The sequence below is a fragment of the Nostoc sp. genome (assembly GCF_036917975.1).
Classification (GTDB): domain Bacteria; phylum Cyanobacteriota; class Cyanobacteriia; order Cyanobacteriales; family Nostocaceae; genus Nostoc.
In genome coordinates, this window is the sequence record NZ_JBALEJ010000034.1 from 187,716 (window position 1) to 212,287 (window position 24,572).

19 protein-coding genes and 1 pseudogene are annotated in these 24,572 nt (G+C 41.9%); 6 read left to right on the forward strand and 14 right to left on the reverse strand.

Translation table 11 applies throughout. The annotated features are described in order from the left end of the window. Positions 1 to 37 precede the first annotated feature (37 nt). The gene (locus V7K76_RS15505) at positions 38 to 2,755 is read left to right on the forward strand and encodes a DUF3536 domain-containing protein (protein WP_334780150.1); all 2,718 of its coding nucleotides are present in this window, start codon (positions 38 to 40) and stop codon (positions 2,753 to 2,755) included. A gap of 84 nt (positions 2,756 to 2,839) precedes the next feature. Here the strand turns inward: V7K76_RS15505 and V7K76_RS15510 are convergent, their stop codons facing one another. From V7K76_RS15510 to V7K76_RS15520, 3 genes are all read right to left on the reverse strand, one after another. Further along, positions 2,840 to 3,085 (reverse strand): HNH endonuclease, encoded by a 246-nt coding sequence (locus V7K76_RS15510; protein ID WP_334780151.1) that lies wholly within the window; start codon positions 3,083 to 3,085, stop codon positions 2,840 to 2,842. Positions 3,086 to 3,092: 7 nt separating this feature from the next. Beyond that, positions 3,093 to 4,190, reverse strand: coding sequence for a Gfo/Idh/MocA family protein (locus V7K76_RS15515; protein ID WP_334780152.1), 1,098 nt, complete (start codon positions 4,188 to 4,190; stop codon positions 3,093 to 3,095). 302 nt (positions 4,191 to 4,492) lie between these two features. Next, entirely contained in the window at positions 4,493 to 4,714 is a 222-nt protein-coding gene (locus V7K76_RS15520) for a hypothetical protein (RefSeq protein ID WP_334780153.1), read from the reverse strand. A gap of 621 nt (positions 4,715 to 5,335) precedes the next feature. Here V7K76_RS15520 and V7K76_RS15525 point away from each other — a divergent pair. The 3 genes from V7K76_RS15525 (at position 5,336) to V7K76_RS15535 (ending at position 7,995) form a co-directional block, all read left to right on the forward strand. After that, positions 5,336 to 5,620, forward strand: a complete 285-nt coding sequence (locus V7K76_RS15525; RefSeq protein WP_334780154.1) for a hypothetical protein — start codon at positions 5,336 to 5,338, stop codon at positions 5,618 to 5,620. Between the two features lie 622 nt (positions 5,621 to 6,242). Next, entirely contained in the window at positions 6,243 to 7,352 is a 1,110-nt protein-coding gene (locus V7K76_RS15530; protein ID WP_334780155.1) for a TonB-dependent siderophore receptor, read from the forward strand. Next, on the forward strand, positions 7,330 to 7,995 hold the full coding sequence (locus V7K76_RS15535) for a TonB-dependent siderophore receptor (protein WP_334952785.1): 666 nt from the start codon (positions 7,330 to 7,332) through the stop codon (positions 7,993 to 7,995). The genes V7K76_RS15530 and V7K76_RS15535 overlap by 23 nt, the downstream gene beginning before the upstream one ends. 73 nt (positions 7,996 to 8,068) lie before the next feature. Here the strand turns inward: V7K76_RS15535 and V7K76_RS15540 are convergent, their stop codons facing one another. The 5 genes and pseudogenes from V7K76_RS15540 to V7K76_RS15560 all read right to left on the reverse strand — a co-directional run bounded on the left by V7K76_RS15540 (position 8,069) and on the right by V7K76_RS15560 (position 14,633). Further along, the gene (locus V7K76_RS15540) at positions 8,069 to 8,356 is read right to left on the reverse strand and encodes a hypothetical protein (protein WP_334780158.1); all 288 of its coding nucleotides are present in this window, start codon (positions 8,354 to 8,356) and stop codon (positions 8,069 to 8,071) included. 56 nt (positions 8,357 to 8,412) lie between these two features. Then, positions 8,413 to 9,237, reverse strand: a complete 825-nt coding sequence (locus V7K76_RS15545) for an Rpn family recombination-promoting nuclease/putative transposase (protein WP_334780159.1) — start codon at positions 9,235 to 9,237, stop codon at positions 8,413 to 8,415. 33 nt (positions 9,238 to 9,270) lie between these two features. Then, positions 9,271 to 11,811, reverse strand: a complete 2,541-nt coding sequence (locus V7K76_RS15550) for a proteasome protein (protein WP_334780160.1) — start codon at positions 11,809 to 11,811, stop codon at positions 9,271 to 9,273. Positions 11,812 to 12,464: 653 nt separating this feature from the next. Beyond that, a pseudogene (locus V7K76_RS15555) lies at positions 12,465 to 12,827 on the reverse strand (ISL3 family transposase); the annotation flags it as partial. Positions 12,828 to 12,851: 24 nt separating this feature from the next. Beyond that, the gene (locus V7K76_RS15560) at positions 12,852 to 14,633 is read right to left on the reverse strand and encodes a hypothetical protein (RefSeq protein ID WP_334780161.1); all 1,782 of its coding nucleotides are present in this window, start codon (positions 14,631 to 14,633) and stop codon (positions 12,852 to 12,854) included. A 638-nt stretch (positions 14,634 to 15,271) separates the two neighbouring features. Between V7K76_RS15560 and V7K76_RS15565 the strand changes: the two genes are divergently transcribed. Together V7K76_RS15565 and V7K76_RS15570 are read left to right on the forward strand one after the other, a co-directional pair. Further along, the gene (locus V7K76_RS15565) at positions 15,272 to 16,498 is read left to right on the forward strand and encodes a succinate--CoA ligase subunit beta (protein ID WP_334780162.1); all 1,227 of its coding nucleotides are present in this window, start codon (positions 15,272 to 15,274) and stop codon (positions 16,496 to 16,498) included. 199 nt (positions 16,499 to 16,697) lie between these two features. Next, positions 16,698 to 17,579 carry a succinate--CoA ligase subunit alpha gene (locus tag V7K76_RS15570; RefSeq protein WP_334780163.1) on the forward strand — a complete coding sequence of 294 codons (882 nt, stop codon included), beginning with the start codon at positions 16,698 to 16,700 and terminating at the stop codon, positions 17,577 to 17,579. Between the two features lie 296 nt (positions 17,580 to 17,875). On the opposite strand, the gene V7K76_RS15575 is transcribed toward V7K76_RS15570, so the two are convergent. The 6 genes from V7K76_RS15575 to V7K76_RS15600 all read right to left on the reverse strand — a co-directional run bounded on the left by V7K76_RS15575 (position 17,876) and on the right by V7K76_RS15600 (position 24,491). Further along, on the reverse strand, positions 17,876 to 18,964 hold the full coding sequence (locus V7K76_RS15575; protein ID WP_334780164.1) for a sensor histidine kinase: 1,089 nt from the start codon (positions 18,962 to 18,964) through the stop codon (positions 17,876 to 17,878). Between the two features lie 5 nt (positions 18,965 to 18,969). After that, positions 18,970 to 19,680 carry a response regulator transcription factor gene (locus V7K76_RS15580; RefSeq protein WP_334780165.1) on the reverse strand — a complete coding sequence of 237 codons (711 nt, stop codon included), beginning with the start codon at positions 19,678 to 19,680 and terminating at the stop codon, positions 18,970 to 18,972. A gap of 158 nt (positions 19,681 to 19,838) precedes the next feature. Then, on the reverse strand, positions 19,839 to 20,537 hold the full coding sequence (locus V7K76_RS15585) for a LabA-like NYN domain-containing protein (RefSeq protein WP_179067522.1): 699 nt from the start codon (positions 20,535 to 20,537) through the stop codon (positions 19,839 to 19,841). A gap of 563 nt (positions 20,538 to 21,100) precedes the next feature. Beyond that, positions 21,101 to 22,180, reverse strand: a complete 1,080-nt coding sequence (locus V7K76_RS15590) for a fatty acid desaturase (protein ID WP_334780166.1) — start codon at positions 22,178 to 22,180, stop codon at positions 21,101 to 21,103. 217 nt (positions 22,181 to 22,397) lie between these two features. Beyond that, positions 22,398 to 23,450 carry a fatty acid desaturase gene (locus V7K76_RS15595; RefSeq protein WP_334780167.1) on the reverse strand — a complete coding sequence of 351 codons (1,053 nt, stop codon included), beginning with the start codon at positions 23,448 to 23,450 and terminating at the stop codon, positions 22,398 to 22,400. A gap of 219 nt (positions 23,451 to 23,669) precedes the next feature. After that, complete coding sequence (locus V7K76_RS15600) at positions 23,670 to 24,491, reverse strand: acyl-CoA desaturase (protein WP_334780168.1); 822 nt, start codon at positions 24,489 to 24,491, stop codon at positions 23,670 to 23,672. Positions 24,492 to 24,572: the final 81 nt, after the last annotated feature.

Here is a 24,572-nt window from a genome sequence, read left to right on the forward strand (position 1 = left end):
GGTGCAACTGCAAATTTTTTGTTTTGGATAAATATACATGACTTCTGCTGCCCAAATGCCAGCTAGCTCTGGCTCAACGTTAACATTACATTCAGATCCCAATAACACCAAAGAAACTGATCCCCTGAGAAAGGCTAATGGTGTTTACGTGACGGTGCATGGTCATTTTTACCAGCCACCAAGGGAAAACCCTTATCTGGACGCAATTGAACGCCAACCGAGCGCTGCACCTTTCCATGATTGGAATGAGCGGATTCATTGGGAATGCTATCGCCCGAATGCCTTTGCCAGAGTCTTAAATGATCGAGGCGAAGTGGTGGGGATCGTCAACAATTACGAGTATTTCAGTTTTAATATTGGGCCAACGCTGATGTCGTGGCTAGAACGCTACGATGTGGAGGTTTATCAGCGGATTTTAGAGGCGGATGCCAAGAGTAGCGATCGCCTGGATGGTCATGGCAATGCGATCGCGCAAGTATACAATCACATCATCATGCCTCTGGCCAATGAGCGCGACAAATATACCCAAATTCGCTGGGGTAAAGAAGATTTCCGCTCCCGCTTTGGCCGCGATCCCGAAGGGATGTGGTTAGCAGAAACGGCTGTAGACTATGCAACCCTAGAAGCCCTTGTTGCTGAGGGGATTCGCTTCATCGTCCTTGCACCGTCTCAAGCCCTGCGTTGCCGTCCCCTCCCTACTCCAGAACATCCTCATCCTGAATGGATCGAAGTCGGCGGTAGTCAGATTGATTCCACCCGTCCCTATCGTTGTTATTTGCAGCCGACACTAGACACTTCGTCTTCACCGCTAAGTGCGATCGCCACTAGCCCCAACGATAGTAGTACAGAAGAATTACCCTACATTGATATCTTCTTCTACGATGGCCCGATATCGCGGGATATGGGTTTTAGTGATGTCGTTTATAATTCGAGTCGTTTTGCCGGACGTATCGGTTCAGCAGTACGTGGGGATCATCGCCCAGCACAGTTGATTTCAGTAGCGACAGATGGGGAAACCTTCGGACACCACAAAAAGGGAACTGAGAAAACTTTAGCCTACGCCTTTACTAAAGAGTTTCCTCAACAGGGTTGGACGGTGACGAACTTTGCCCACTACCTCAGCTTAAATTCTCCTGATTGGGAAGTGGAATTGAAGTCAGTCACAGCCTGGAGTTGCGCCCACGGTGTCGGTAGATGGGAAGATGATTGTGGTTGTGGTGGAGAGGGCGGTGTTTGGCATCAGAAATGGCGTCGTCCTTTGCGGGATGCCCTAAATTGGCTGCGGGATCAGCTAACTGAGGTGTATGCAGAACATGGTAGACAGCTATTTCGCGATCCCTGGCTAGCACGAGATGAATATATCCAAGTATTGCGCGATCGCTCTGCTACCAATGTCAACCGTTTCTTAGCCCGTCATCAAACCCACAAATTAACGGCAGCCGAACAAGTAGACGCTCTACGTCTATTAGAAATGCAGCGTCACGCGTTGTTAATGTTCACGAGTTGCGGTTGGTTTTTTGAAGAAATTTCCCGTCCAGAGGGGACACAAATTCTGCGCTACGCCGCCCGTGCTTTGGAATTGGCAGGGGATGTGGCAGGTGTGCAGTTAGAAAAAGGCTTCGTCAAACGTCTTGGTTTAGCCCCTAGTAATGTGGATCAGTTCAAACACGGTGCAGAAATTTATCGGCAACTTGTGTTAACTGCCCAACTTGGATTTAAGCAAGTTGCAGCCCATTACGCTATTACTTCCCTATTTACCAGTCAGAAACCAGCAGAGACGCACAATTCCCTACCGAGAAAAGATGCTGCTGACAAACAGTCTCAGCGTTACCACAAAAAGGTTTATTGCTACGCTGCCAATGAATTAGATTACCAACTGCAACGCATGGGATCGCTAACTCTGGCTGTGGGAAATTTAAAGCTAGTATCAGAGATCACTTGGGAAAGTGAGCATTTAGTATTTGCGGTGCTGCATTTGGGAGGCTGGGATTTCCACTGCGGCATTCAACAATTTACCGGGCGGCGTGATTACAGCCAATTAAAAGAAAAGCTGTTTGGGGCGCTAAAACAAGCTAGTGCGGCTCATACGATCTTGGCGATGACGCAGCTATTTGGAGAAGAAGCTTTCAGCTTGCAAAATCTATTTGCTGAAGAACGCCACCGGATTATGCGGCTACTTAGTGAAGAAACATTGACACGTTTAGGACAGTTATATACTCAAGCCTACCGTGATAATTACGGTGTGCTGATGGCGTTTCATCGAGACGAAATCGCAGTACCGCAAGAATTGCAGGTAGCAGCCGATATTGCTTTAGGGCATCGCTGTCTGATGACATTGCGATCGCTTGAGCAAGATATCGCTGATCCCCAAAAGAGTTGGAGTCACATCTTAGAATTAGAAGCGATCGCAACTGAAGCAAAACATCTGCGTTGTCGGCTAAATATTCCCGACGGTAAGCAGATGTTAGAACAATTAATTGCGCGATCGCTCTGGCAATTGTTGCACGATGCCAATGGTAGTTTTAATGCAGATATCCAACTATTGGAACGATTGATTGATGTCGGGGATCAACTAAATATTGATGTTTCCCTACAGCGATCGCAAGAACTATACTTTAGTTGTTTGCATAGTCAGATAGCGCCAGTGTGTATTACTAACCTTGACAATGAAGGAAATAATCAGTGTCTTCAGTTGCTCAAGTTGGGCAAAAAATTAGCTGTTGATGTCAGCATGATCTCAAATCAATTGGGATAAGTGCGTAATGTATCCAAAACCCTAATTAGACATCTCCGAAAAAGAATGTAGAGACGCGATAAATCGCATCTTGATTGAGAACCGTCATAAATCAAAATGCCGCCGGAAACGGGGATCAATATTGTCTGTTTTCTGCTGATTGCAGTTCAAGCAAAGAGTTTGCAGATTACTGATATCATTTTGACCGCCACGGGCGAGAGGAATGATATGGTCAATGCTAAGGTTGGTTTCTACGGTAGTTTTACCACAACTTCGGCATTGGTATTGGTCACGTTGAAAAACATATTTCTTTACTTCCGGCGGAATACGAATGCGGGGAGTTTTGCTCATTTGTTTTCTAATTACTAATAAACCCTTCCAAGCTGGGAACATCTACCCAGCTTGCTTTTTGATGAGATTCATGGGATAAATCCATCAACAACTGAGAATAAATTCCTTCTCGTAATGATGGTGTAATTTCCTGATTGCGTTCAATTCCCTGTAGCCATTGGTCTACGACGCGGATAAATGCCGAAATGCGCCCATCAGCATGATTTTTGGGAAAAACTAACCGATTCGGTATTTCTATTTCCGTTAGAGGTTTACCAATCTGGGAACCCCAAACCCGAAAACCATGTATATAATCTTTTTGATTTTCACTGCCCACAATTAATGTACCGCGATCGCCATATACTTCTACCCAATGGGTTCTTGGTGCATGAACAACCGCGCTGATAGAAAGTTGACAAGGTGTGCCATCTGCCAATTCCAGGGTTAATATACAGTTGTCATCTGTACCCACTGACTTAGATTCCCCACTCACAGGGTCAACTCGTGTGGGAATCGCAGTAGTTAAATGGGCATTTAATCTACGGACTGGCCCAAATAACCAGTGAATATAATCAAAGGCGTGAGAACCCAAAGATCCCAATGCACCGCCTCCTTTATCTTTCTCAGAATACCAATTCCAAGGGCGTGAGGTATCAGCACGAGAAGAACCTAACCAATCGATTTTAATTAAGCGCAACTTACCCACATAGTCTTCTGATAATAATTCAGCAAACAACTGCCATGCTGGTACAAAGCGAAATTCAAAATCTACAGTCGCAATCACGCCTTTTGCTTTAGCTAACTCATAAAGTTCTTTAGCTTCAACTGCATTTAAAGTTGTCGGCTTTTCTAGTAATAAATGTTTGCCAGCTTGGAGTACAGTCTTTGCCATTTCATAGTGCAAAAAAGGCGGTGTAGAGATGCTAACTGCTTGCACTTCTGGTAATGCCACAATATCTGTAAGTGAGTCGGAAGCGTGGGGGATATTATGGGATTCTGCTATGGCTTTAGCTTTATTGATATCTCGGTGATAAACAGCAACTACCTCAGTGCCAGGATGTGCTTGGAATCCAGGGATGTGGACTTTTTGACCAAAGCCGGTGCCTGCGATCGCAATTCCAATCATATCATTTTTGCTCCCATTAATTACTTATAGCGGTTCTCAGTTGCATAGAATACAGACCTAACCCCCAGCCCCTTCCCTTCTAGCGTTGGGGAGTAAAATTCAAAGCCCCTCTCCTTTTAGGAGAAAGGAATGGAAGTGAGGTCAAAGTATATTGCATCCGAACGAGAAACGCTATAGTTAAACCCTAATAATTCCACCTCAAAAAAGCATAGCTTTATTTTGGTAAATTTGGAAGATATAATCTCAATGGCATCGATAACAGAAATCTGATGTTTGAGAGCATAATTTTTTAGTTGTATGATTTATTCTTCCAATAATAGTTTTTGATCTAATTCAAATTTATTTGCTTGGGCTAATCCCTTAGATACTTCTTCGATTACTAGCAGAATGTCAGCGAAAACTAGATTATTACTTGTCGAGTAATATCTTGATTCGATCAATCTTTTTAATTCCGGTGAATCTTGTACAGAGTCCAGAATATAAGAAACACCGTTTAAAAATGTCACAAGTTCTGAAATACTCATAATCAACCACTCTCCAATAGTGTATATTTTTGATTCAAAATCTCAGTTCCTCCCAAAGGCAATTAACAATTAACAATTCAAAATGACGCTCTCTACGAGACGCTAAAAGCGAACGCAGACTCGCTAACGCTGCGCTAACAAAATTCAAAATTAAAGAAATTTTGGTCGGGGCTTGAAACCCAGACCTTTGCTATCGTCTGGGTGTCGGGGCTTGTATCCCACTGGTTGTTGGGGCACATCTATTTCCCCTACTCCCTACTCCCTACTCCCTACTCCCTACTCCCTACTCCCTACTCCCTACTCCTTACTCCCGCCCCAACGGGGCTTGGTCAAAGTGTGGACAAGACAAGGAACGGACAAGAAACCGACAGTCTTAGACATGTCTAAGACGTGTCCAAGTAGCTACAAGACAAGTTACTATTCTCTATCTAATCTTGTAGCCTATACCTGTCTGGTCAGATGTTGTATATTTGTCCACCTTTTTAATATACCAATGTTATATAGGTTTAACATCACATTAAAAAATATTAAAAAGTTAGTGCAAGTAACTTATGTCACTAGTACACTATAAGTGTACCAGTATCAAACAAGTGTAATATAGGAGAAATAAAGAAGTAAAAAATGGCTAAATTAAATGTCGGATCAATAGATTTATCAGATTTTGATAAAGATTGGTTTTTGGTAGTCTCAAAGCTAATGGAGCGATCTATAAGGGCTAATTTAGCCTCAATAGTTTCATTCTACATAAGAAGAAATATCGGAGCCTTTAAAGAGCTACTAGCCTACAAAGCTAAAAAACACGGAATTTCAGAAGATGAATGCTTTGAAATACTACTCAATAACGGTGAATTCCCTCCCCCAATTGTTAGCTTTTTAGAAGAACCTCCAGAAATAAATGAAGAGTAAGTGGGGATGTGTTGGGAGAGGTCTTTATACTTAGACAAGACTTACGCAACTGGCACACTGAGATCGCCCTATGATAGTACCTAAGTATTACTTTGTCTTCGTTCTGAAAACTCTGTATTGGGAATATAAATGGCATGAGTGAAGCAGTAAGTAGTCAGACAGAATTAATTACACAATGTTATTGCGAAGGTCGCATTCGCGGTAGCGTCTCCAAGAGTTGCAAAATAAAGCAATCGCAATGACTGTAAATATTTTTGTCTGACCACTTATTGAAATATTGATGAGAAAATAAGTATAGCGGTTCCATTCAGATGAGGTACAACATATACCGCAAGGTGTAGGGGCACGGCACTGCCCATTGGTGTCAACTTAAGGTCAAACGCTTACCCGACAAACGTTTTACCCCCCTTAATCCCCCCTTAGAAAGGGGGGAAAAGGAAATGCAGTTCCCTCCCCTTTATAAGGGGAGGGTTAGGGTGGGGTAACGCGGATCTTGATGGTAAGAGAATGAATTCAAAATCACCTCTTGACAAGGGTTTCACGTTAAGTTGACACCTATGGGCACTGCCGTGCCCTTACGGGTGTACCTTACGCTTGTCGGAAAATGCTATATCTTAGTGTAATGAACTACCCCTATCTGGCTTCGCTTGAGATTGGGGTTTCTACATCCCCCAAGTCATTAGCAAAAAAAATTGCTTTGTTGGGTGGAGGCTTTGCCAAAGCCAACATCCTGATATATGTTGGGTTGCGCTCCGCTCCACCCAACCTTGTATCTGCGACACAAGTGCCACAGGAAAAACCATCAGCCCAACCTAAGCCACAGGAAAAACCATCAGCACAGAGTGATGAGCCGATTGAATTGGTGGTGACGGGTGAACAAGATGGATACCGCGTACCAAATGCCACGACTGCGACCAGAACCGACACTCCCATACTCGACATTCCCCAATCCATTGAGGTAGTTCCGCAACAGGTAATCAAAGACCAACAAGTGACTCGCTTGAAAGAGGCGCTAAGCAACATCAGTGGGGTAACGTTTAACGGAACCACGAATGGCCGAGGCGATACATACAACCTGAGGGGTTTTAATAATGCTCCAGTTCTACAAGATGGGTTTAGGATATACAATACTGAGCAGCCAATTAAAGAAGTTGCCGATCTTGAGCGGGTGGAAGTCCTCAAAGGTCCGGCTTCTATTCTCTACGGTGATGCTCAGCCGGGAGGCATCATCAATTTGGTAACCAAGAAGCCATTGAAAGACCCTTTTTATGAGGTGGAACAGCAATTTGGAAACCGAAATTTCTTGCGCTCAAGCGTTGATATTTCCGGTCCTCTCAACTCTGATGGTAGCCTGCTCTATCGACTAAATGGGTTATATACACAAGGTGACAGTTTTCAGAATTACGATAATCAGAACCAGCGCTATTTGATTTCACCTACATTCAGTTGGAAGATTAGCGATCGCACTGACCTGAATGTTTCGCTGAGATATTTCGACGATCAAAGCCCTGTAGCGTTTGGACTGCCCGCTCAGGGCAATAGGGTGGTTGATGTTCCGCGCGATCGCATTGCCAACGAACCTAACGACTCATCCATAACGAAGACATATTTAAGTACAGGCTATGACTTGGAGCATCGGTTTAGTGAAAACTGGAAATTACACAGTGCCTTTCACTATTTGAATTACGACAGTAACACCGGAGTCGTTGTTGCTCCTTTCGCTCTACGCTAGCTATTCCGGGTCATTTAATCCGAATACTGGAACGACTGTTAGTGGCGATGCTCTGAAGCCGGAAAAGGGGGAAGGGTATGAAGCCGGTGTTAAGGCAGAACTGCTCGGAGGCAAACTCTTGACCACACTGGCATATTTTGACATTACCAGGCAAAATGTTGCGACTGCCGATCCAAACAATTTAATAGGTGGTTTTCAAATTGCCGCCGGAGAGCAAAAGAGTCGAGGTGTTGAACTCGATTTGAGTGGGCAAATTTTGCCGGGATGGAATATCATCGCTGCCTACACCTATACAGATGCTACCGTCACAAAAGACACAAACGCACTTTTTGTTGGCAGTACGTTACCAAATATTCCCAAAAACAGTGCTAGTTTATGGACGACCTATGAACTTCAACAGGGTAGTTTACAAGGATTGGGCTTTGGGGCGGGATTCAATTATGTTGGTGATCGCTTTGGCGGTTTGCCCAACAGTTTTGAAGTCGGTAGTTACTTTGTCACAAATGCCGCTCTTTTTTACCGACGAGACAACTGGCGGTCTAGTAACTCGAATTCTCTATGTCTTCGTTGGTCTTGTACCAATGATTCTGTTTATCACTGGCTTGTTTATCTGGCGCGATGCCGTTCGCGGAGCGTCTCGTAGAGAAGGCGGACTACGTCTTCGGTTTTATATAAAAGATCGTAGGCGTAGCCCAACCTAGTCATCACGGCAGTTACTAAATTGATGTTGAAGATTCTTGCTCACTTGCAAGTCTTACTTGTTCGACTTGTTCGATAGTTAAATTAAGTATCCTAGCAACCTCTTCTATCGAAATACCATAAGCTAAACACCGAGGTATAAGTTCACGTTTTGCTTGCTCTCGTCCTTTTTTCCGTATTTCTTCTAGCGCTTGTTTTAGTCCTTCTTGTCGTCCTAGTTCTAGTCCTAGTTTTAGTCCTTCTTGTCGTCTTTCTTCTTTAGCTTCTCGATAAACCCTAGTTTCTTGTAACGTAATTTCAAACATTGCCTCTACCTCTTCACGACTTAAGTCGGTAAATTTATAACCAGTAATTGTTGTGATTATTCAGATGCAATTCTTACTTGTTCGATGGTTAAATTAAGTAATTGGGCGACCTCTTCCATCGACATACCACGAGCTAATAACTGAGGAACAACTTCAACTTTTGCTTGTTCTCGTCCTAGTTGTATTCCTTGTTGTATTCCTCGCTCTAATCCTTGTTCTAGTCCCTCTTGTTTAGCTTCTTGATAAACCCTAGTTTCTTCTAACTTAACTCCTAACATAGCCTCTACCTCTTCACGACTTAAGTTGGCAAATTTATAAACAGCAATCGTTGTGATTACATCTATTATCTCCTTTTTAGCTAAGACAGTAATCTGTTCTTGTTGCACTCGATCAATTAAACGTTTTGCTTGTACCACCATTTGAGTTTCTGAGGCAATAGTCAACTGCATCAAACTGATACCTACTTTTTGCTCATCAGGACTACCTAACTCATCTAAATAAATCCGTTGTACTTGCGAACTGTTCAGTAACGATCTGTGAATAGTGGTTTTTTCCGGTTCCAAGCTGCGAGATTGTAAAATAATTACCCCGTACCAGTCATCGTAAAGCGACGCGTTACGATACATATACAGCATGGATTCGGTGAAAAAGCGATGGTACAGTAACTCATCCTTTTGGAATTGTACCTCAGCAAAAAAGATCGTTTGAGATGTTGCATCCGGTGGAGGTAAAAATACCCCATCAATCCGAAATGTTGGTTCTTTAACTTCAACTGATTCAAAGCGATAGCTAGCGGCTTCGGGCGGTGGCTGTTCTACTAACTCGAAAAACAATCCTGGGACACGCTTAAAAATTGTATAAAAAATCGCATCACGTCTCACAAATACACCCTCATATCTCTACGCGATCGCTGCTTATCTCAAATCATCTGAGTAAGAAACAGCCGCAGTTTCGGAAATAATCTGCAACCAAGTAGGAATTTGAATCTCAGATGGCAATTCCCCAGCTGCCAAATATCTTAGCAAAGTTTCTTTTTTGGAAAGGTTTTGCAGACTAGGAATAATTTGATCCAAAATGCCTTCTAGTTCGGAATTAATTTGCTGATTAACTTCGCTGACATACTGCACGAGATGGAGGCTGGCACTAGCAGTAATTTCATCTCGCAGTCGCAGTACTAAAAGTTGGTGATTGCTCGATCTGGGTAAGCCTTGGCTTTTCTCTGGTGCCCAATCAAAGATTTGACCAACGTTGTGTTTGTCGTCTTGACGTGCTAAGGGAAAGATAATTTCGGGTGCAACAGTTTTGTCTTTACTAGTAATTTCTGAGATAATTGCTTCTTTCCATTCGTTAGGATCGCATCCTAGTAATAATTTGTAAAAGAGATCCGCGTCTTCAAAACCAAATTTTTCTTCGATTTCTTGTTCCATTTCTGGGTGGAAAAATGCCTGCAATTGTTCGCGTTCTGGGGCGATATGATTTGATAATTGGTTCAACAAATCTACCACGGCTTGATAAATGCGATCGCGGGCAAAATCTTCTACTTCTTTAACGGTTTTTTCAAATACTGGATAAAAATCATCACTCTTAGTCGGAAGGGAAGTATTTATGCGGTTTCCCCGATCGAATAATTTACCGGCTGCACCTTTAGATTCTGCCAGAGCGATCGCTCCATTATTGGCTTTGTTGAAGAGTAAAGTCCACTGGTTCCAATTAAGAATTCTAAAGGTGAGTTCGTCTTTTACTACATCGCTGACAACAACACCGCGCCGGTCTTTAAGTGGTTCTTTGCCGATATCTTTTTGAAAATTTCTGTAGATTTTATCTAAGCTTTCGACTACAAAACGCAATTCGATAAAAGCGGGACTATCGCCTGTGGGGATACCTTGCTCGTGAATTTCATCTATGATGTCTTTTAAGTGATCTTGTTGCTGACTCACCACATCAGCAGCTCTTTTGGTATCTTCATGTAGTTGCTTCAGACCATGAGTAGCTACGTGGGTTTGAATCAATTCGCGCAGCTTACTAAGTCCGCCATCTTGACTAAAGTAACCTAGCTGTCTGCCTAAATAGCTACGGGTGTTAGATTCTATCAGCCGTTCACTTAATAGCTCCCATTTCTGTTGTAGCCGTTTAGACCTGTCTAGGTAATCAGGATAGTCTAAGTTAGCTAAAAACTCTGGTGAACCAGCTTTGACTTTACTAGAACGTTTTGCTAATTCAGCCAGTCCCAACAATGGCGACAGTAAAACGATGCGGTCTTTTTGGGTTGTAAATGCTGCTGCACCGTCAATGGTAGTTTGCAGAACTTTGAGTTTTTGGAGAACCGTTTCCTCTTCTAAATGACTATCTTCAATGAGATGGTCAAGTTCTCTTTCGCCACCCTCGCTGTCTAGAGGTAGTTGATCGAAACGACCCACACCGACGAGAATTAAATCTTTCAGGTCTTGTCCCGGTCGCTGCTGCTGCATCATGGTGAAGATTTTATTGGCGCGATCGCTTCCGGGAGATTTACCATTTAGCAATACCAAAATTGTCTGTACTTCTGCCAATTCTCGCAATGACAAAAAGGTATCCCTAGCCCCGGAATTCGCAGCCCCCAATCCCGGAAAATCGATGAGAATAAATTTAGCTGCATCTGCAAAATCCCAAATTTCCCGTGAGATTTTCACATCGATATCGACGCGGCGGATCAGTGGGAAGCTATTTTGCAATAACTTTGTTGGTAGCCTCTGGGGTGGACTCGGTAATCGGATGTGCGCTGGGGGTAGATCGTCAAATTTCAGAGTTTGGATTGCCATTGGCTGTTCGACCAGCTGTAGCCCCTCCCGGGCGGTGATAGCATCAATTTGGTAGCGCCCACCACACATAACTTCCCCATAAGCTTGATAAGCCCGCAGGAATAATACCAACTCTCGGAGTAAATAACGTAGCTCTAAATTGTTACTGCTATTCCATGCTTCTTCACACCAGCCAATAATATCTGTGCCAGAGTTGAGTTTCGATACTGGTATCGGAGGAAGCCCTGCTGCTGTGGTTCGTTTATTGGCTTCCCCTAGCATGAAGCGTAGACACTCATGTACTCCCTCATGGGAAAGATACTCTACCGTAAAGTTACTTAGTTGCGTAGTTGCGAAATCGTCTTGCGGGATAATATGGATGGCGGTAACATTACCAGTAGTGGGGTTTTCACTGACAGGCAAAGCATCTGCATATCCAATTAGACTGCCTAAAAGTAGGGTTTTTCCGCTACTGAATTCCCCCATCACCCCGATTTTGACAGGCGAAGTTGCCAAGTCTACAGTTTTCTGGGCAGCTGAACGCAAACGAAGAAGACAGTCATCAAGACTAGCTGGAACCCAATCTTCTTGTTTAGAAGGGTACTGGGGCACAGAATCTATCTTTCGGAGGATGAATTCGCCGTACTCCTTAAAACGGCCAAGTTTATCTGGTTCCATAAAGTAGTTTCCGCCTAACATTAATTTCTGTGAGCTTTATAACATAAAAAATGCGATTATCAGCCATTGTTACAACGTGTTGATATCACATTTAGCATTTCTCTCATTTAATTTGCGATTTTGCTATAGCAATCCTAAATCATTAGTGAGATTTGTAAATTCCATTTTTGTTCTCTTTTCCTTGGCAGTTGTCATCACCCAGATTTCTGATAACTCCGATAGGATTGCGATATAAGGAATTTTGAATAGTCAAGACAATTTTGAAAAATCGGGTTTTGTTGAGAATAATAAAAAAGAATACATTCGTCATCATCCAGGATTACGAATAAATAAAGTTGGGTTTTATACCACTGTTTTACTAAGGATTGCTTAGTATAGATGTGGCTCTCAAACTCTTTTATACCCCTGATTTTAAGGAAGCTAGATCCATCAGCCAGATTCTAATTCATACTGAATTCTTCTTGATGAAAAATCAATATTTATTTTGGATAAAATTCTTGATTATTGTAAATTTCTTATAAAGATATAAATACTCCATAGAAAATCATATAGCCTCTGTAAAGTTAAATCAGGTTTTTGAGCAATGCAATTACATCGCTAAGATGAATTTTTCAGTGATTTAAATCAGAAATAAAGTGGTTCTTCCGCTAGTTTTATGGATAATCAATACTAAAATGCCAGTTTAATAAACTGCGTAATCTAAAATTGCTAAAGTTACAAAAGCCATATCCAAGTCTTTTAATTAACTTAAGTTTATTATTAATTCCTTCTACAGTACCACTCGTGGTTCTCCCGTCAAAATAGCCTACTATTTCACCAAACCATCTAACCATAGTACCTATACTTTTCGGAAAATATGAAAGTGCATCATGCATCCAATCTAATAATTTAATTATGCTGTCTCCCCAAGATACAGTTGATTCAAATATGTCTCTAAAATCCTCTTTTAGTTTGTGCATTTTAGCTAAAATTGGTGAAGCCTCCTGAGCAGATTTTAACTTTTCTTTTTGCTTGTCTTTCTAGATTAACTCCTAACTTTTCTAACCGCCTAAAGTCCGTGTATAAATTACCTGACCTTGGGAATCATAGAGGAAAAGGGACAGGTTGGCGTTGTCAGCGATTACACCTAGCGCTTCCCGTAAGCTTTGCAAGTGGTTAATAACATCAACAGCAGTATCCGAGTTCTCAGAATAAGGATTAGCCAAATTATTTTGCCTTATTTGGTCATACTCAGGCGTTAACCGGACAATAATTCCTGCATTGTCTATGCTAAAGGTGCAAATCCGAATTCCATTATTAATACAGGTTTTATCTAAGTCAGTGCGGGTTTGTTGGAAACTACTAACAACTTGTAATTTTTCTTGTGCTTGTTTGAGGGCTGTTGAGTAGGGTTCGACGAGAGACTGAGCTTGAGTATAGTACAAGCTATCTTGGGGAACTTTTTTAGTAGTTTGCAAAGCCTGATCCCAGTATGTCGCTGCTGCTTGCCATTGGTTTTGTTGCTCATAAGCTTTGGCTTGCTTGGCGGTGATCAGGGCTTGTTGGTAGGTTTGAACAGCTAATCGTTCTTTAGTAGCGCGATCGCGAACTACTACTAACTTAGGTTTATAATCTATCAACAGCTTTTGAGCTTCTTGGTATCCAACACTATTCCAGGGAATGGTATTCAAGGCATTAACTACTACCAGCCAAGTAGACTGCACCTTTTGCCAGTCATTCAATGATTTAGCATTAGCTTCCTGCTTCTCGGCTGCAACGGCTACAGCTTTTGCTGCTGTTAGTTTTTTCAGCCATTTTTCCTCAAGAAATATCTGTTGATTTACCGCGTGTAAATGGACACGAAAATTAAGTAATTTACCCTGCACCAATCCATAGAGTTCGCTACTGGAACTTATAGTTTCTAGTGGCGCTATAGCTTGGCGCCATAAGTGTTGTCTAGTTTGTAATTCCTCTAGGCTAGATGCAGGAGTTTGAACTTTTTGTGTCGCCAAAGATGCCGTCTGCAAAGCCTTGACCACCTGGTTGATTTTTTCTGACCGCCCAGACAAACTTGCTTTTAGTTCTTTTGACATCTGGTAACGGGGCGACCAACTAGGAATTGCATTCAGAGCTACGCTGGCTGTCTCAAGTTCCTGTTGTATGCTAACTAATTCTTTTTCAGACTTGGCGCGGCGCATCAATTGTGAGGATTTTGTTTTTAATTGCTCCGCATTTTGCATTTCTTTACACTCAGACATCACACAAGGAGGAGTCAAAAAGTAAGCACTACCGCCTAAGACTACAATTGCCAACAATGCTGCACCCAGTAGGATAGGTTTGGCTTGAAATCCTGGCTTTGCAGCCGACAAATTCGGCACATCTGCAAAGGGATCAAACAGTTCCTCTTCCTCATCCTCATCCTCATCAATTGATGGAGAATATGTCAGAGATGATGAAGATATTGCTTCCTCATCTCCCCCTACTCCCCCATCTCCCCCTGCACCCTGCACCCTGCCCCCTGCCTCCTGCCTCCTACCCCCCGTCTGCTTCAACTCCAAAAAACATTTGGCATAAGGGATCTGTTCACCAAAAATCCTGAGGAAACATTGCACCCGTTGTTCTTTGTGGGGTGCTAGAGACTGAAGTACTTCCTCAATAACTGTAAAAATTAGTTGAGCGTCAACTATTACATCTGATGCGTGTTGCGTTAAAATCATTAGCTCGTCTTTATTGACGGCGCACTTAACCTCGAAGACTTCAGCTGTTGAAACTTCTACAAGTAATTGTTCCTGTAAAGTTTTGGCTAAAAGCTGTAAATCTTCCTGCTGGACTGCTACTTTCATAGAGCTTTCCTGCTGAACTTCTATATTGTTTTGATTATTTTTAAGAGGATGAAACGAACTTTCTCGGTTTATTGAATGCAAATGCACAATTTAACCAACTACAGCCTGAAAATCTGAACGACCAACTTTCTAACACAAATTCTGACTTTTCACCAAAAATTAAAAAAGCAGTTATTGTTCGCGGCGCTACATTTTCAGATTCATAGGTGAAAAATTAAATAATCTGTCTTCAGATATGAATTACAAATAAAAAATGGGAATAATAGAATGTTTGGGTATTTTCACTGCATTATTTCGCCACAATTAAATTCATAGGAGCTAGTTTCCTAGAAAATTCTAGTTGCAGAGCAGTTGTTACCAAATTATCCAAAGGTTAAGAAAACGATGTTATGTCAGAAGGTTTTGACAGAAATGCTAATTATCTTCTATGCTGGGAAGCTTGCTGAGGATATTAATTATGTGTTGTAAACGGGTTGGCTATCGAAATTAATGTGCCTCATTTGGTAAATTCGATAAAATTGATCCGTGAAAAATAAATTTTTATAGCTGCTAAAAGCTTCATTCTGCAATAAAGGTGCTGCAAAATATTAAGACAGCAATCAGCAAAAGCTTGGAAAGTATCAGTACAAGGTGTATCAATGGATTTATTAGAGTATCAAGTTAAAGAATGGTTTGGGAAGATAGGCATTCCGGTATTGCCTTCCCAGCGAATTGACCATCCTACAGATTTAAAACGTTTAAAAATTCGCTTTCCAATTGTACTGAAATCTCAAGTACACGGAGCAGAACGAGCAAAAGCTGGTGGAGTCAGGTTTGCTCAAACGACTATCGATGCGATCGCAGCTGCTCAAAATATCTTTAGTTTACCAATATGGGGCGAATTGCCGGAAGTTGTGCTGGCAGAATCCCAATACGACGCTAACCAGGAATTTTATCTAGCGGTGGTTTTAGATACTGCTGTCTGCCGACCGGTACTTTTAGGTTGCAAAGAAGCGGACATCGATTGGGAATCGGCTGGCGAAAAAATGCACCATGTTGTTGTAGAACAAGAATTCTCGCCATTTTATGCCCGACGACTAGCTTTGAAAATGGGTTTGCAAGGAACGCTGATGCAGTCGGTAAGCAACGTTTTGGAGAAGATGTACCACTTATTTGTGCAAAAAGACCTGGATTTAGTTGAAATCAATCCCTTGGCAGTCAGTGCTACTAATCAAGTTATGGCTCTCAATGGTAAAGTCAGAGTCAACGAACGGGCGATCAAGCGTCATCCCGATCTTGCCGAAATGGCGGCAAAAATTATCAGCCGTCATACCAGTACTGAAATCAACGGTATTTTAGGCGACTGGGATGGTGTAGCAATGCATGGAAAAATCGGTATTTTAGGTAATGGTACTGGTTCGGTGATGGCAACTTTGGATTTAGTTGCTAATGCTGGCGGTAATCCAGGTCTTTGTTTGAATCTACGTCATGCTTTCCTTACAGATACTACACCAACAACCTTCCGCGATCGCCTAGAAATGGGTCTGAAAATGCTGGAGGCTGATAAAAGTATTCAAGTAATATTAATTAACTTTCTAGGTAGCATTCCTCAAACTGAGGAAGTAACTGAAGTGATCGCCAGAGTTGTGCAGCCAGAGAATAGCGAAATTCAATCACAAATTATACGTTCTAATGGTAATAAAGTGCGGCGAGAGCGTAATTTTCCATCTTTAGTTGTCCGCCTTGCCGGTTCTGAATTTAGTACTGCAAGAAAATATTTGACAACACTAAAAACCCACAGCAATGCGCTTCTCGTGGTAGAAAATTTAGATGAGGCAGTGGATGCAGCAGTTCGTCTTGCTAAACCAACGGTTAATAAAAAGTAGTGAGCAATAAAGTAGGTGGGCGTCAATATTTGTCGTTGGGATAAGGCAGGGGGCAGGAGGCAGGAGGCAGGGGGCAGGAATTATTTCTCCTTCATCTCCATCACTCACTACTCAGCACTCACTACTCAGCACTCTCATGTCCCTTTCTTCAAGCCCAGTGGTTCAATTCACTGGCTTGGTAAATTTAAGGTAATTTTTTATGAACTTAACGCCAGAAAGTAAAGTCTTAATTCAAGGCTTTTGTGAATTTATATCAAGCACCTATGTTGCTCAAATGAAAGCTTATGGCACGAATTTGGTAGCTGGTGTCAATGCTGGATGCGGCGGACAAGAACTGCATGGACTGCCAGTATTTGATTTAGTAGAGGAAGTAATAGAAAAATTTGGGGCAATTGATACGACAATTATTTATGTAGATCCTTATGACGTACTAGATGCGGCATTAGAAGCGATCGCATCTAAGATTCGCCAGATTATTATTATTACTGCTGGCGTGCCGCCTTTGGATATGGTACAATTACTCCGCAAAGCCGAAGCCTGTGAAACTTTGGTCATTGGGCCAAATAGTCCGGGGATAATTGTACCGGGAAAAATTCTCTTAGGGACTCAACCCAGCGAATTTTATACCCCTGGGACAGTGGGGATCGTTAGTCGTAGCAGTACCCTCACCTACGAAATTGCCTATGAATTAACAAAAGCAGGTTTGGGGCAGTCGATTAGTGTCAGTATTGGTAGTGATGCGATCGTTGGTTCCTCGTTTCTGCAATGGCTGCAAATCCTTGATGAGGATGAAACCACAGAGGCGATCGTTTTAGTCGGTCAACCTGGTGGTGGTAGTGAAGAAGCAGCAGCCCGATACATTGCTGAGGCAATTGATAAACCAGTAATTGCCTACATTGCAGGTAGACTTGCACCACCAGGAAAAACTTGGCGAGAAACCGGGACTTTAGCAACGGTTATCGGACGCGATCCCAATTTTGGCACAGCCCAAAGTAAATTAGCTGCTTTAAAAGAAGCAGAAATTACAGTAGCCGAACGCCCTTCTCAGATTCCAGAATTATTGCGAAAGGAAATTAACTAATTACTAATTCGTATTTTGTAGTTAAGAATTCAATTACGAATTACGAATTACGAATTACGAATTATGAATTATTTAGTCTTGGGAACGATTTTGAGGAAACAGGTAGGCGATCGCAGCGTAACCCGAAAAACTGAGTAAACTAACCAAAAAAGCGGCCAGAACAAAAGTAGACATAATGTTATACTCTATGCAATTCCCAAATTTTGGTGTCTATCAACAAACAAAAATGTGGGATACTTTCAAATTAACAATTGGGTATGACACAGCCATGACTACCTTGTGTCAATCCCTCAGACTCAAGCCAAAGGCAGAAAAAACCGAAACTTACTGCCAACTCCCAATTCGCTTTCTACCTGAATCTTACCGCCTTGTAGTTCAATTAAACGGTGGGAAATAGTTAAACCAATCCCAGTACCTCCCGAATAGCGATCGCGCGATTGGTCGGCTCGCCAGAAGCGCTCAAACACATGGGGCAGATTTTCTGGAGCGATACCAATGCCTGTATCTATCACCGCAATCCAGAGTTGAGATGCTTCAGTCCCAACATCAATGGTAATTGAACCTTCGTTAGTGTAATATACTGCATTACCTAGCAGATTAACTAACACCTGTTCTGTCCGATCAATATCTGCCAATACAGGAGGTATTACAGATGGACACTTTAAGAGCAGAACTGGCCCATCTTCTAACAGTTGGTCGGTAAATTTTTCAATTAATGATTCTAACAACGGACGCAGATTTATCCGTTGGATATTAATTGGCAGATAACCTGCTTCTGCCTTAGACAGTTCTTGTAAATCGTTCACCAAGCGCTCTAAACGCTTAGTTTCTTTAGCTAAACGCCGATAGATTTCAGGAGACGCTTCAATTTCTCCATCAGCCAGTTCTTCCAAGTAACCACGCACCACTGTTAACGGTGTTCGTAGTTCATGGGTCATATCTCCAATTACTTCTCGCCGCCGCGCTTCTACCCCTTCTAAACTGGCTGCCATTCGGTTGAAACTAGCACTCAGTCCACTAAGTTCTGGAATATCAGATACAGGTAGTCGTGCATCCATCTGACCAGCAGCAAATTTTTGGGTGATTTGTTCCATCTCGGTTAACCTTTGCATAATCCGTCTGGACACCCAGTAACTCAATCCTCCGGCGGCGGTAGTGCCGACTAAGACTGACCAAATAGTGCTTCGTTGCCAAGCAAGTTCAAATCCTGTAACCAATTCAGCACGGACATCGATTAAGTCAAACCCCTGATTTTCTAATCCTTCCAAATGCAGTACAAACAAACGCGGGGAAGAGATTTTGCTGATGCTTACCAGACTAGCTACCCCCACGATCATCACTACTAAGTGGGAGAAAAATAGACGTGTTCTCAGACCCATCTTCATAACATTTACGCTACCAGAGGATCTTCAAATTTATAGCCAACCCCAACAACAGTTTTAATAAAAGTAGGATTTGCCGGATCGGGTTCAATCTTTTTTCGCAACCGAGCTACATGAGTATCTACCACTCGTTCATCGCCAAAAAAGTTATCTCCCCAAAGTTTATCAATTAGTTGAGTGCGGTTCCAAACTCGACCAGGATTGCTGACAAAGGTGGTAAGCAAGTTAAATTCTAGGGTAGTTAAGTCCAAAATTTCAACTTCTTGGGAATTCATCTGGCGATTAGCAGTGCGCTGGTCTACATCGACGATAAAGTGTTGGGTACGATTAACTTGATGTTGTCCCCCTTGACGGAGGCTACGCCGTAATAGTGCCCGCACCCTAGCTACCAACTCTCTGGGGCTAAAGGGTTTGACCATATAATCATCAGCACCAGTGGATAGACCAATGACGCGATCGATTTCCTCACCCTTAGCAGTAAGCATCAAAATGTAAGGATCTTTTGCACCTGGTTTCTGGCGAATTCGGGCACAAACTTCTAACCCATCCAAACCAGGAATCATTAAATCTAGAATGATTAAATCCGGTGGTTGATCCTGAAACATCCGCAGAGCATTCATGCCATCGCGGCTAGTGCGACAAAAAAATCCTTCTTTTTCTAAAGAGATTTCGATTAAATGAGCTATTTCTGGTTCATCTTCAACTATTAAAATATCCATTTAAATATAAGGTTGAGCAAAATTGAATTGGGGATTGGGGACTGGGGATTGGGGATTGGGAGGGTATGAATAGGGATTTAAACCCCACCCAATCTGTATAAACCTTCTACAAGTTTGTAATAGCTGAGTAGAGATTTCGATAGATTTGAAATCGGGTTTTAAAGGTTTGAATTTGACGGCGTGCGATAACTATAGCCAAGATTAGAATCTTTTTGAATATGTGTTTTAATGCTGTCGAGATCAATGAAGCAGTCAGCAACATCAATCAAACTTTCACTGGTCGTTGTTTGCAGACTGACCACTTCCACCCGAACCCCCATTCTGCTAACAGCGTTCACTGCATAAGCTAAATCTCCATCCCCACTAACTAAAACCGCTGTATCATAGTAAGGGGCTAAAGTGATCATATCTACAGCAATTTCTACGTTCAAATTTGATTTTTTGAAATTCTCTGCTGCTAAAACAAGCTCTTTTGCCACTACACGATAGCCATTACGACGCATCCACAATAAAAAACCCTGTTGCTTTTCATTGCTGAGATCAACTCCAGTATAGAAGAAAGCACGCAACAGTCTTGAACCGTTGGTTAAATGACAAAGTAATTTAACATAGTCAATTTCTATACCAAGTTGTAAAGCTGTATGAAATAGGTTTAAGCCATCAATAAAAATAGCAACTCGACCACGATTCAAGCTATTGAAAATCGAACTATCAGGTGCAGTATCTTGTATCTTTTTGATATCTTTACCTTTGACAGCAGTATCAGTCAAATTTTGCCCTTGCCAATGGGGTTTCGCTTTAAGTATTTTAGGTTCCTTAAATTCACTTTTTTGTTTGCTAAAATTAGTTATAATCATTGATACCTCTGATTTTAAAGTTGGAAAAAGTTTTGGGTAAATTGTCTATAGTATAGTCTGTGCTGATTTATAAACCTACCAGGTAATGGTCTTAAGTCACTACATACAGATAAACTTAACTGGTGCTCAACCTTCCTTCAAAGTAGACAGCCCAAGAGATTTTAATTTTTCCCAGGTTGGTTTAACGAAATATTGCGCCTCTGTCCACAGATATGTTAATCTTTACCAACCAAGACAGCAAGAGTCTGGAGAAAATAAATCCTTTTGTCAGGATAGGAGCAAGAATCTGCAAACGTCATCTATTTATTTTATTTTACCTCTGTATTTTAATAACCTGACAGTTAGCAAGTTGAGATTTACCGCAGGCTAAGGAAGATCAAATACTGACAGAGTTAGAAGCACTAATAATGTAATGTTAATGTGATGTGCGATGCCTGCGGCAGGCTACGCCAAGGCACCTCAAGAGGTAGGTTGTACTAGGTATTTAGGTAATATTTAATCTAATCAGCACTAACGAAAATACTAGATTCCCGACTTCTTGAAAGAAGTCGGGAATCTGAGTCTTAGCCTTTAGCTAACTTGTTATTAGATGTGTAGTAAACCTTACTACCAGTATCAGGGACAAAATGGCAGCTGATACATGAATGCCATAATGACTTCCAAATTGGTTCTTCTGATTTGTGGAAATACTCACCCATTACTGGTTTTATTGCCTCAGTTGCCTTCAACAAATTGTAGTGAGGGATGTTCAGGAATATATGGTGAGCGACATGAGTACCGATATCGTGATGGATATGATTAACCAAACCATAATCGCGGTCAATACTAGAAATTGCACCTTTTAAAAAAGTCCAATCTTCTCCACGATACCAGGGAAGTTCTGGCTCAGTGTGGTGCAAGAATGTCACCAAATCTAGCCAAACTATAAACACAAGGTAGGGCACAGCATAATATTTCAGCAACCACATCCAACCCCATTGGTAGGTGAGAAAACCGAGCAAACCTACCATGCCAATCAAAAGTACAGTGCTAGTGATTACATCCCATTTTTCTGATGCCTTGAAAAGCGAACTGCTAGGCAAAAAATGGGAGCCTTCTTTATTAGGAGAACGCTTAAACAAATACACCGGATAAGCCAATAGGAAAACATAATATCTGCCTATTTTTTGAGCTAAAGGCATCTCCTTATATTGTGATTCTGTCACAGGATACCAGCTTTCATCGTTATCGATATTGCCAGTATTTTTGTGATGAGTTCTATGGCTGATCCGCCAACCATGATAAGGAACAAGTATTGGTGTGTGAGAAAGATGTCCAATCAAATCATTGAGCCATTTGTGCTTAGAAAAAGATTGGTGTCCGCAGTCGTGTCCGACTACAAACAAAGCCCAAAACATCGTTCCTTGCATTAGCCAGAAAATCGGGAAGAAAAGCCAAGAATCCAGGGAATAAGCAACTGCATAAAGCAGACCAATAATCAAGATATCACGAAAAAAGTAAAAAAGTGATTTTGTCACATTTGGCTGAAAACATTCAGCAGGGATTGCAGCTTTTAAATCTTGAAGAGTAAAAGGCAATTTAGTCGTATCCTCAGACGTTTCACTAGCAGGAGGATTTTTGAACGTAATGATATTTGATTGCACTAGATTCTTTTGTTGGATATAAATCGGAACTTTATTTGAGACAAAATCATCTCATCTCTAGGATGCCCACGAAACTAGCGATCGCTAACATAAAAGAGGATAATTTCTGGCAGATTATCTAAAATCTTAGTCAGTAAAAAATCGCCAGAGTCTATTTAAAGACAGCATGATAAACGCTCTTGTTGGTTCAAGAGCGTGAGTGTAATTACAGCGCTATTTATTGCTCTGCATAATGTTCGTCGAAAGTTTTATAGCCAACATCAGTTGTGTATAGTTGACATTGGTCTGTAATCTGCTTCATTAAAGACCAAGAAAACTGACACTCATCATGCAGATGAGGCTCCCAATTTTCTTTGATGCTGCTGTAAGCTAGCCGCAAATTATAAGAAGGAATAGCGGTGGAAATATGATGAGGTACATGAACATTGATATCATGGCACAGAATTTCTACCCAACGCGGATAATCGCAATGAATAGTTCCAGATAGCTGTGCTAGAGCTTCATTCCACTTGGTCGCTGTCGCAAAAGGAACATCTGCGGCAGTGTGGTGAACAATAGTAAAAGTACTCATCCAAAAATGGTAAACCATCCAGGGTACTAGCCAAAATTTGACAAAGCCCCAGATACCAGTTGTAGCGACCAGAAGCGGGAAAGCGATCGCAGCAAACACAACTACCACAGCCACAGAAAGCTTGATACTCGATTGGTCTTTAGTTTTGAAGTTCCGCCAATCAAAATGCACCACAGCCCAATGTCCAATGGAACCTACCCACCAGAAACGTTTACGCATGAACAGTTCAAAAGCAGACTGCCGGGTTTGATCCCAATTTTGAAACACTTCTGGTCTAATTGGATGCCAAGCGTTATCTTCATCCAGCTTGTTGGTATGAGTATGGTGATAATTATGCTTAATACGCCAACTGTGAAAGGGGTAAATTAACGGCATCATAAAGAAATGCCCTACCAAATCGTTTACCCAACGACGTTTGGCAAAAGACCTGTGACCACAATCATGGCCAATAACAAAAAAACCTGTTAAAGCAGTACCCGTAAAAATCCAAGCTAGGGGTAAAAGAAACCAAGGAGTGATGACTAGGCTGTAATAGCCCAAGGCGACTGCCAAGACACTAAGTAGTACTTGTGTCCAAGCTTTGCGACGGTTCTGCTGAAAACATTCCCGTGGCAGGGTTTTGACAATATCTTTGAGCCTAAAATCGGAATTACCAGGCTCGTCACTTAGTTTCTGGCTGTTAATTATTGATGTAGTCATGGACACCTGAAAAACAACAAACTCCTCCACCAAGTCACCGAAAAGCAACTTGCCGCAAAAACTCTTCACATTAGCGCTTCGGATTATAGCAACCTAACAGACACAAGCGCACCCGTAAATAGCTTTTTGAAAAGTTAGGAGTAAAAAGTGATAAGTAAAAACACCCTTATGTAACTCCTAACTCCTAACTCCTAACTCCTAACTCCTAACTCCTAACTCCTAACTAACTTTTGTTGGGGCCAACTTCACATTAGTGGCCAGACCAACTGCTTGTAGCAATTGAACTGTCATCCAGGTCAAATCGATTTCCCACCATTCCAGCCCATGACGAGCTGAGTATTGAAAGGCATGATGGTTATTATGCCAGCCTTCACCAAAAACTAGTACAGCTACCCACCAGCAATTAGTCGAGCGATCGCCAGAATCATAGCTCCGATAGCCAAATTTATGAGTAGCGCTGTTTACCAACCAAGTGCAGTGGTAAACCCAAACAATCCGAACAAAAATTCCCCAAATCACAAAAGGCCAGCCACCCAGAAGCAAAAGCAGTACACCCAGAGCAACCTGGATCAAAATGAAATATTTTTCTAAAAACTGATAAACTGGGTCTTCGGCAATGTCTTTGGTGAAACGAGGAACATCAGCGTGAGCGGGACAATAGTGAATCAGCCAATCCATGTGGCTCCACCAGAAGCCTTTATTAGAATCATGAGGATCAGCGTCAGTATCAGAGTGTAAATGATGGATACGGTGTGTCCCGACCCACTCAATTGGGCCTCCTTGACATGAAAGTGTGCCGAAGAAAACCAAGAGATATTCTAGCCACTTGGGAGTTTGAAAACTGCGGTGGGTGACAAGGCGGTGAAATCCTAGAGTAACTCCTAAACCACCTGTTACCCAGTACAGCAAGAAACCCACACCAACTGCCGTCCAGCTAAAGTTACCGGGAACAAAGGCAAATAAAGCGCCGATGTGCAGTCCAATGAAAAACAGGGTATTAACCCAGTTAATTTGAGGTTTGGTTGAAGTAGCAATTGTCATGCAGTAACCTGAATTTTAATTTTTCCAGTCGAAGAACAGCGCGATCTGAAAATCCGCATATCTATAATTTAATTTTTTTGA

Coding starts and splice junctions, on each gene's coding strand:
- V7K76_RS15505 (WP_334780150.1), top strand. CDS start 38: ATGACTTCTGCTGCCCAAATGCCAGCTAGCTCTGGCTCAACGTTAACA.
- V7K76_RS15510 (WP_334780151.1), bottom strand. CDS start 3,085: ATGAGCAAAACTCCCCGCATTCGTATTCCGCCGGAAGTAAAGAAATAT.
- V7K76_RS15515 (WP_334780152.1), bottom strand. CDS start 4,190: ATGATTGGAATTGCGATCGCAGGCACCGGCTTTGGTCAAAAAGTCCAC.
- V7K76_RS15520 (WP_334780153.1), bottom strand. CDS start 4,714: ATGAGTATTTCAGAACTTGTGACATTTTTAAACGGTGTTTCTTATATT.
- V7K76_RS15525 (WP_334780154.1), top strand. CDS start 5,336: ATGGCTAAATTAAATGTCGGATCAATAGATTTATCAGATTTTGATAAA.
- V7K76_RS15530 (WP_334780155.1), top strand. CDS start 6,243: ATGAACTACCCCTATCTGGCTTCGCTTGAGATTGGGGTTTCTACATCC.
- V7K76_RS15540 (WP_334780158.1), bottom strand. CDS start 8,356: ATGTTTGAAATTACGTTACAAGAAACTAGGGTTTATCGAGAAGCTAAA.
- V7K76_RS15550 (WP_334780160.1), bottom strand. CDS start 11,811: ATGGAACCAGATAAACTTGGCCGTTTTAAGGAGTACGGCGAATTCATC.
- V7K76_RS15560 (WP_334780161.1), bottom strand. CDS start 14,633: ATGAAAGTAGCAGTCCAGCAGGAAGATTTACAGCTTTTAGCCAAAACT.
- V7K76_RS15565 (WP_334780162.1), top strand. CDS start 15,272: ATGGATTTATTAGAGTATCAAGTTAAAGAATGGTTTGGGAAGATAGGC.
- V7K76_RS15570 (WP_334780163.1), top strand. CDS start 16,698: ATGAACTTAACGCCAGAAAGTAAAGTCTTAATTCAAGGCTTTTGTGAA.
- V7K76_RS15575 (WP_334780164.1), bottom strand. CDS start 18,964: ATGAAGATGGGTCTGAGAACACGTCTATTTTTCTCCCACTTAGTAGTG.
- V7K76_RS15580 (WP_334780165.1), bottom strand. CDS start 19,680: ATGGATATTTTAATAGTTGAAGATGAACCAGAAATAGCTCATTTAATC.
- V7K76_RS15585 (WP_179067522.1), bottom strand. CDS start 20,537: ATGATTATAACTAATTTTAGCAAACAAAAAAGTGAATTTAAGGAACCT.
- V7K76_RS15595 (WP_334780167.1), bottom strand. CDS start 23,450: ATGACTACATCAATAATTAACAGCCAGAAACTAAGTGACGAGCCTGGT.
- V7K76_RS15600 (WP_334780168.1), bottom strand. CDS start 24,491: ATGACAATTGCTACTTCAACCAAACCTCAAATTAACTGGGTTAATACC.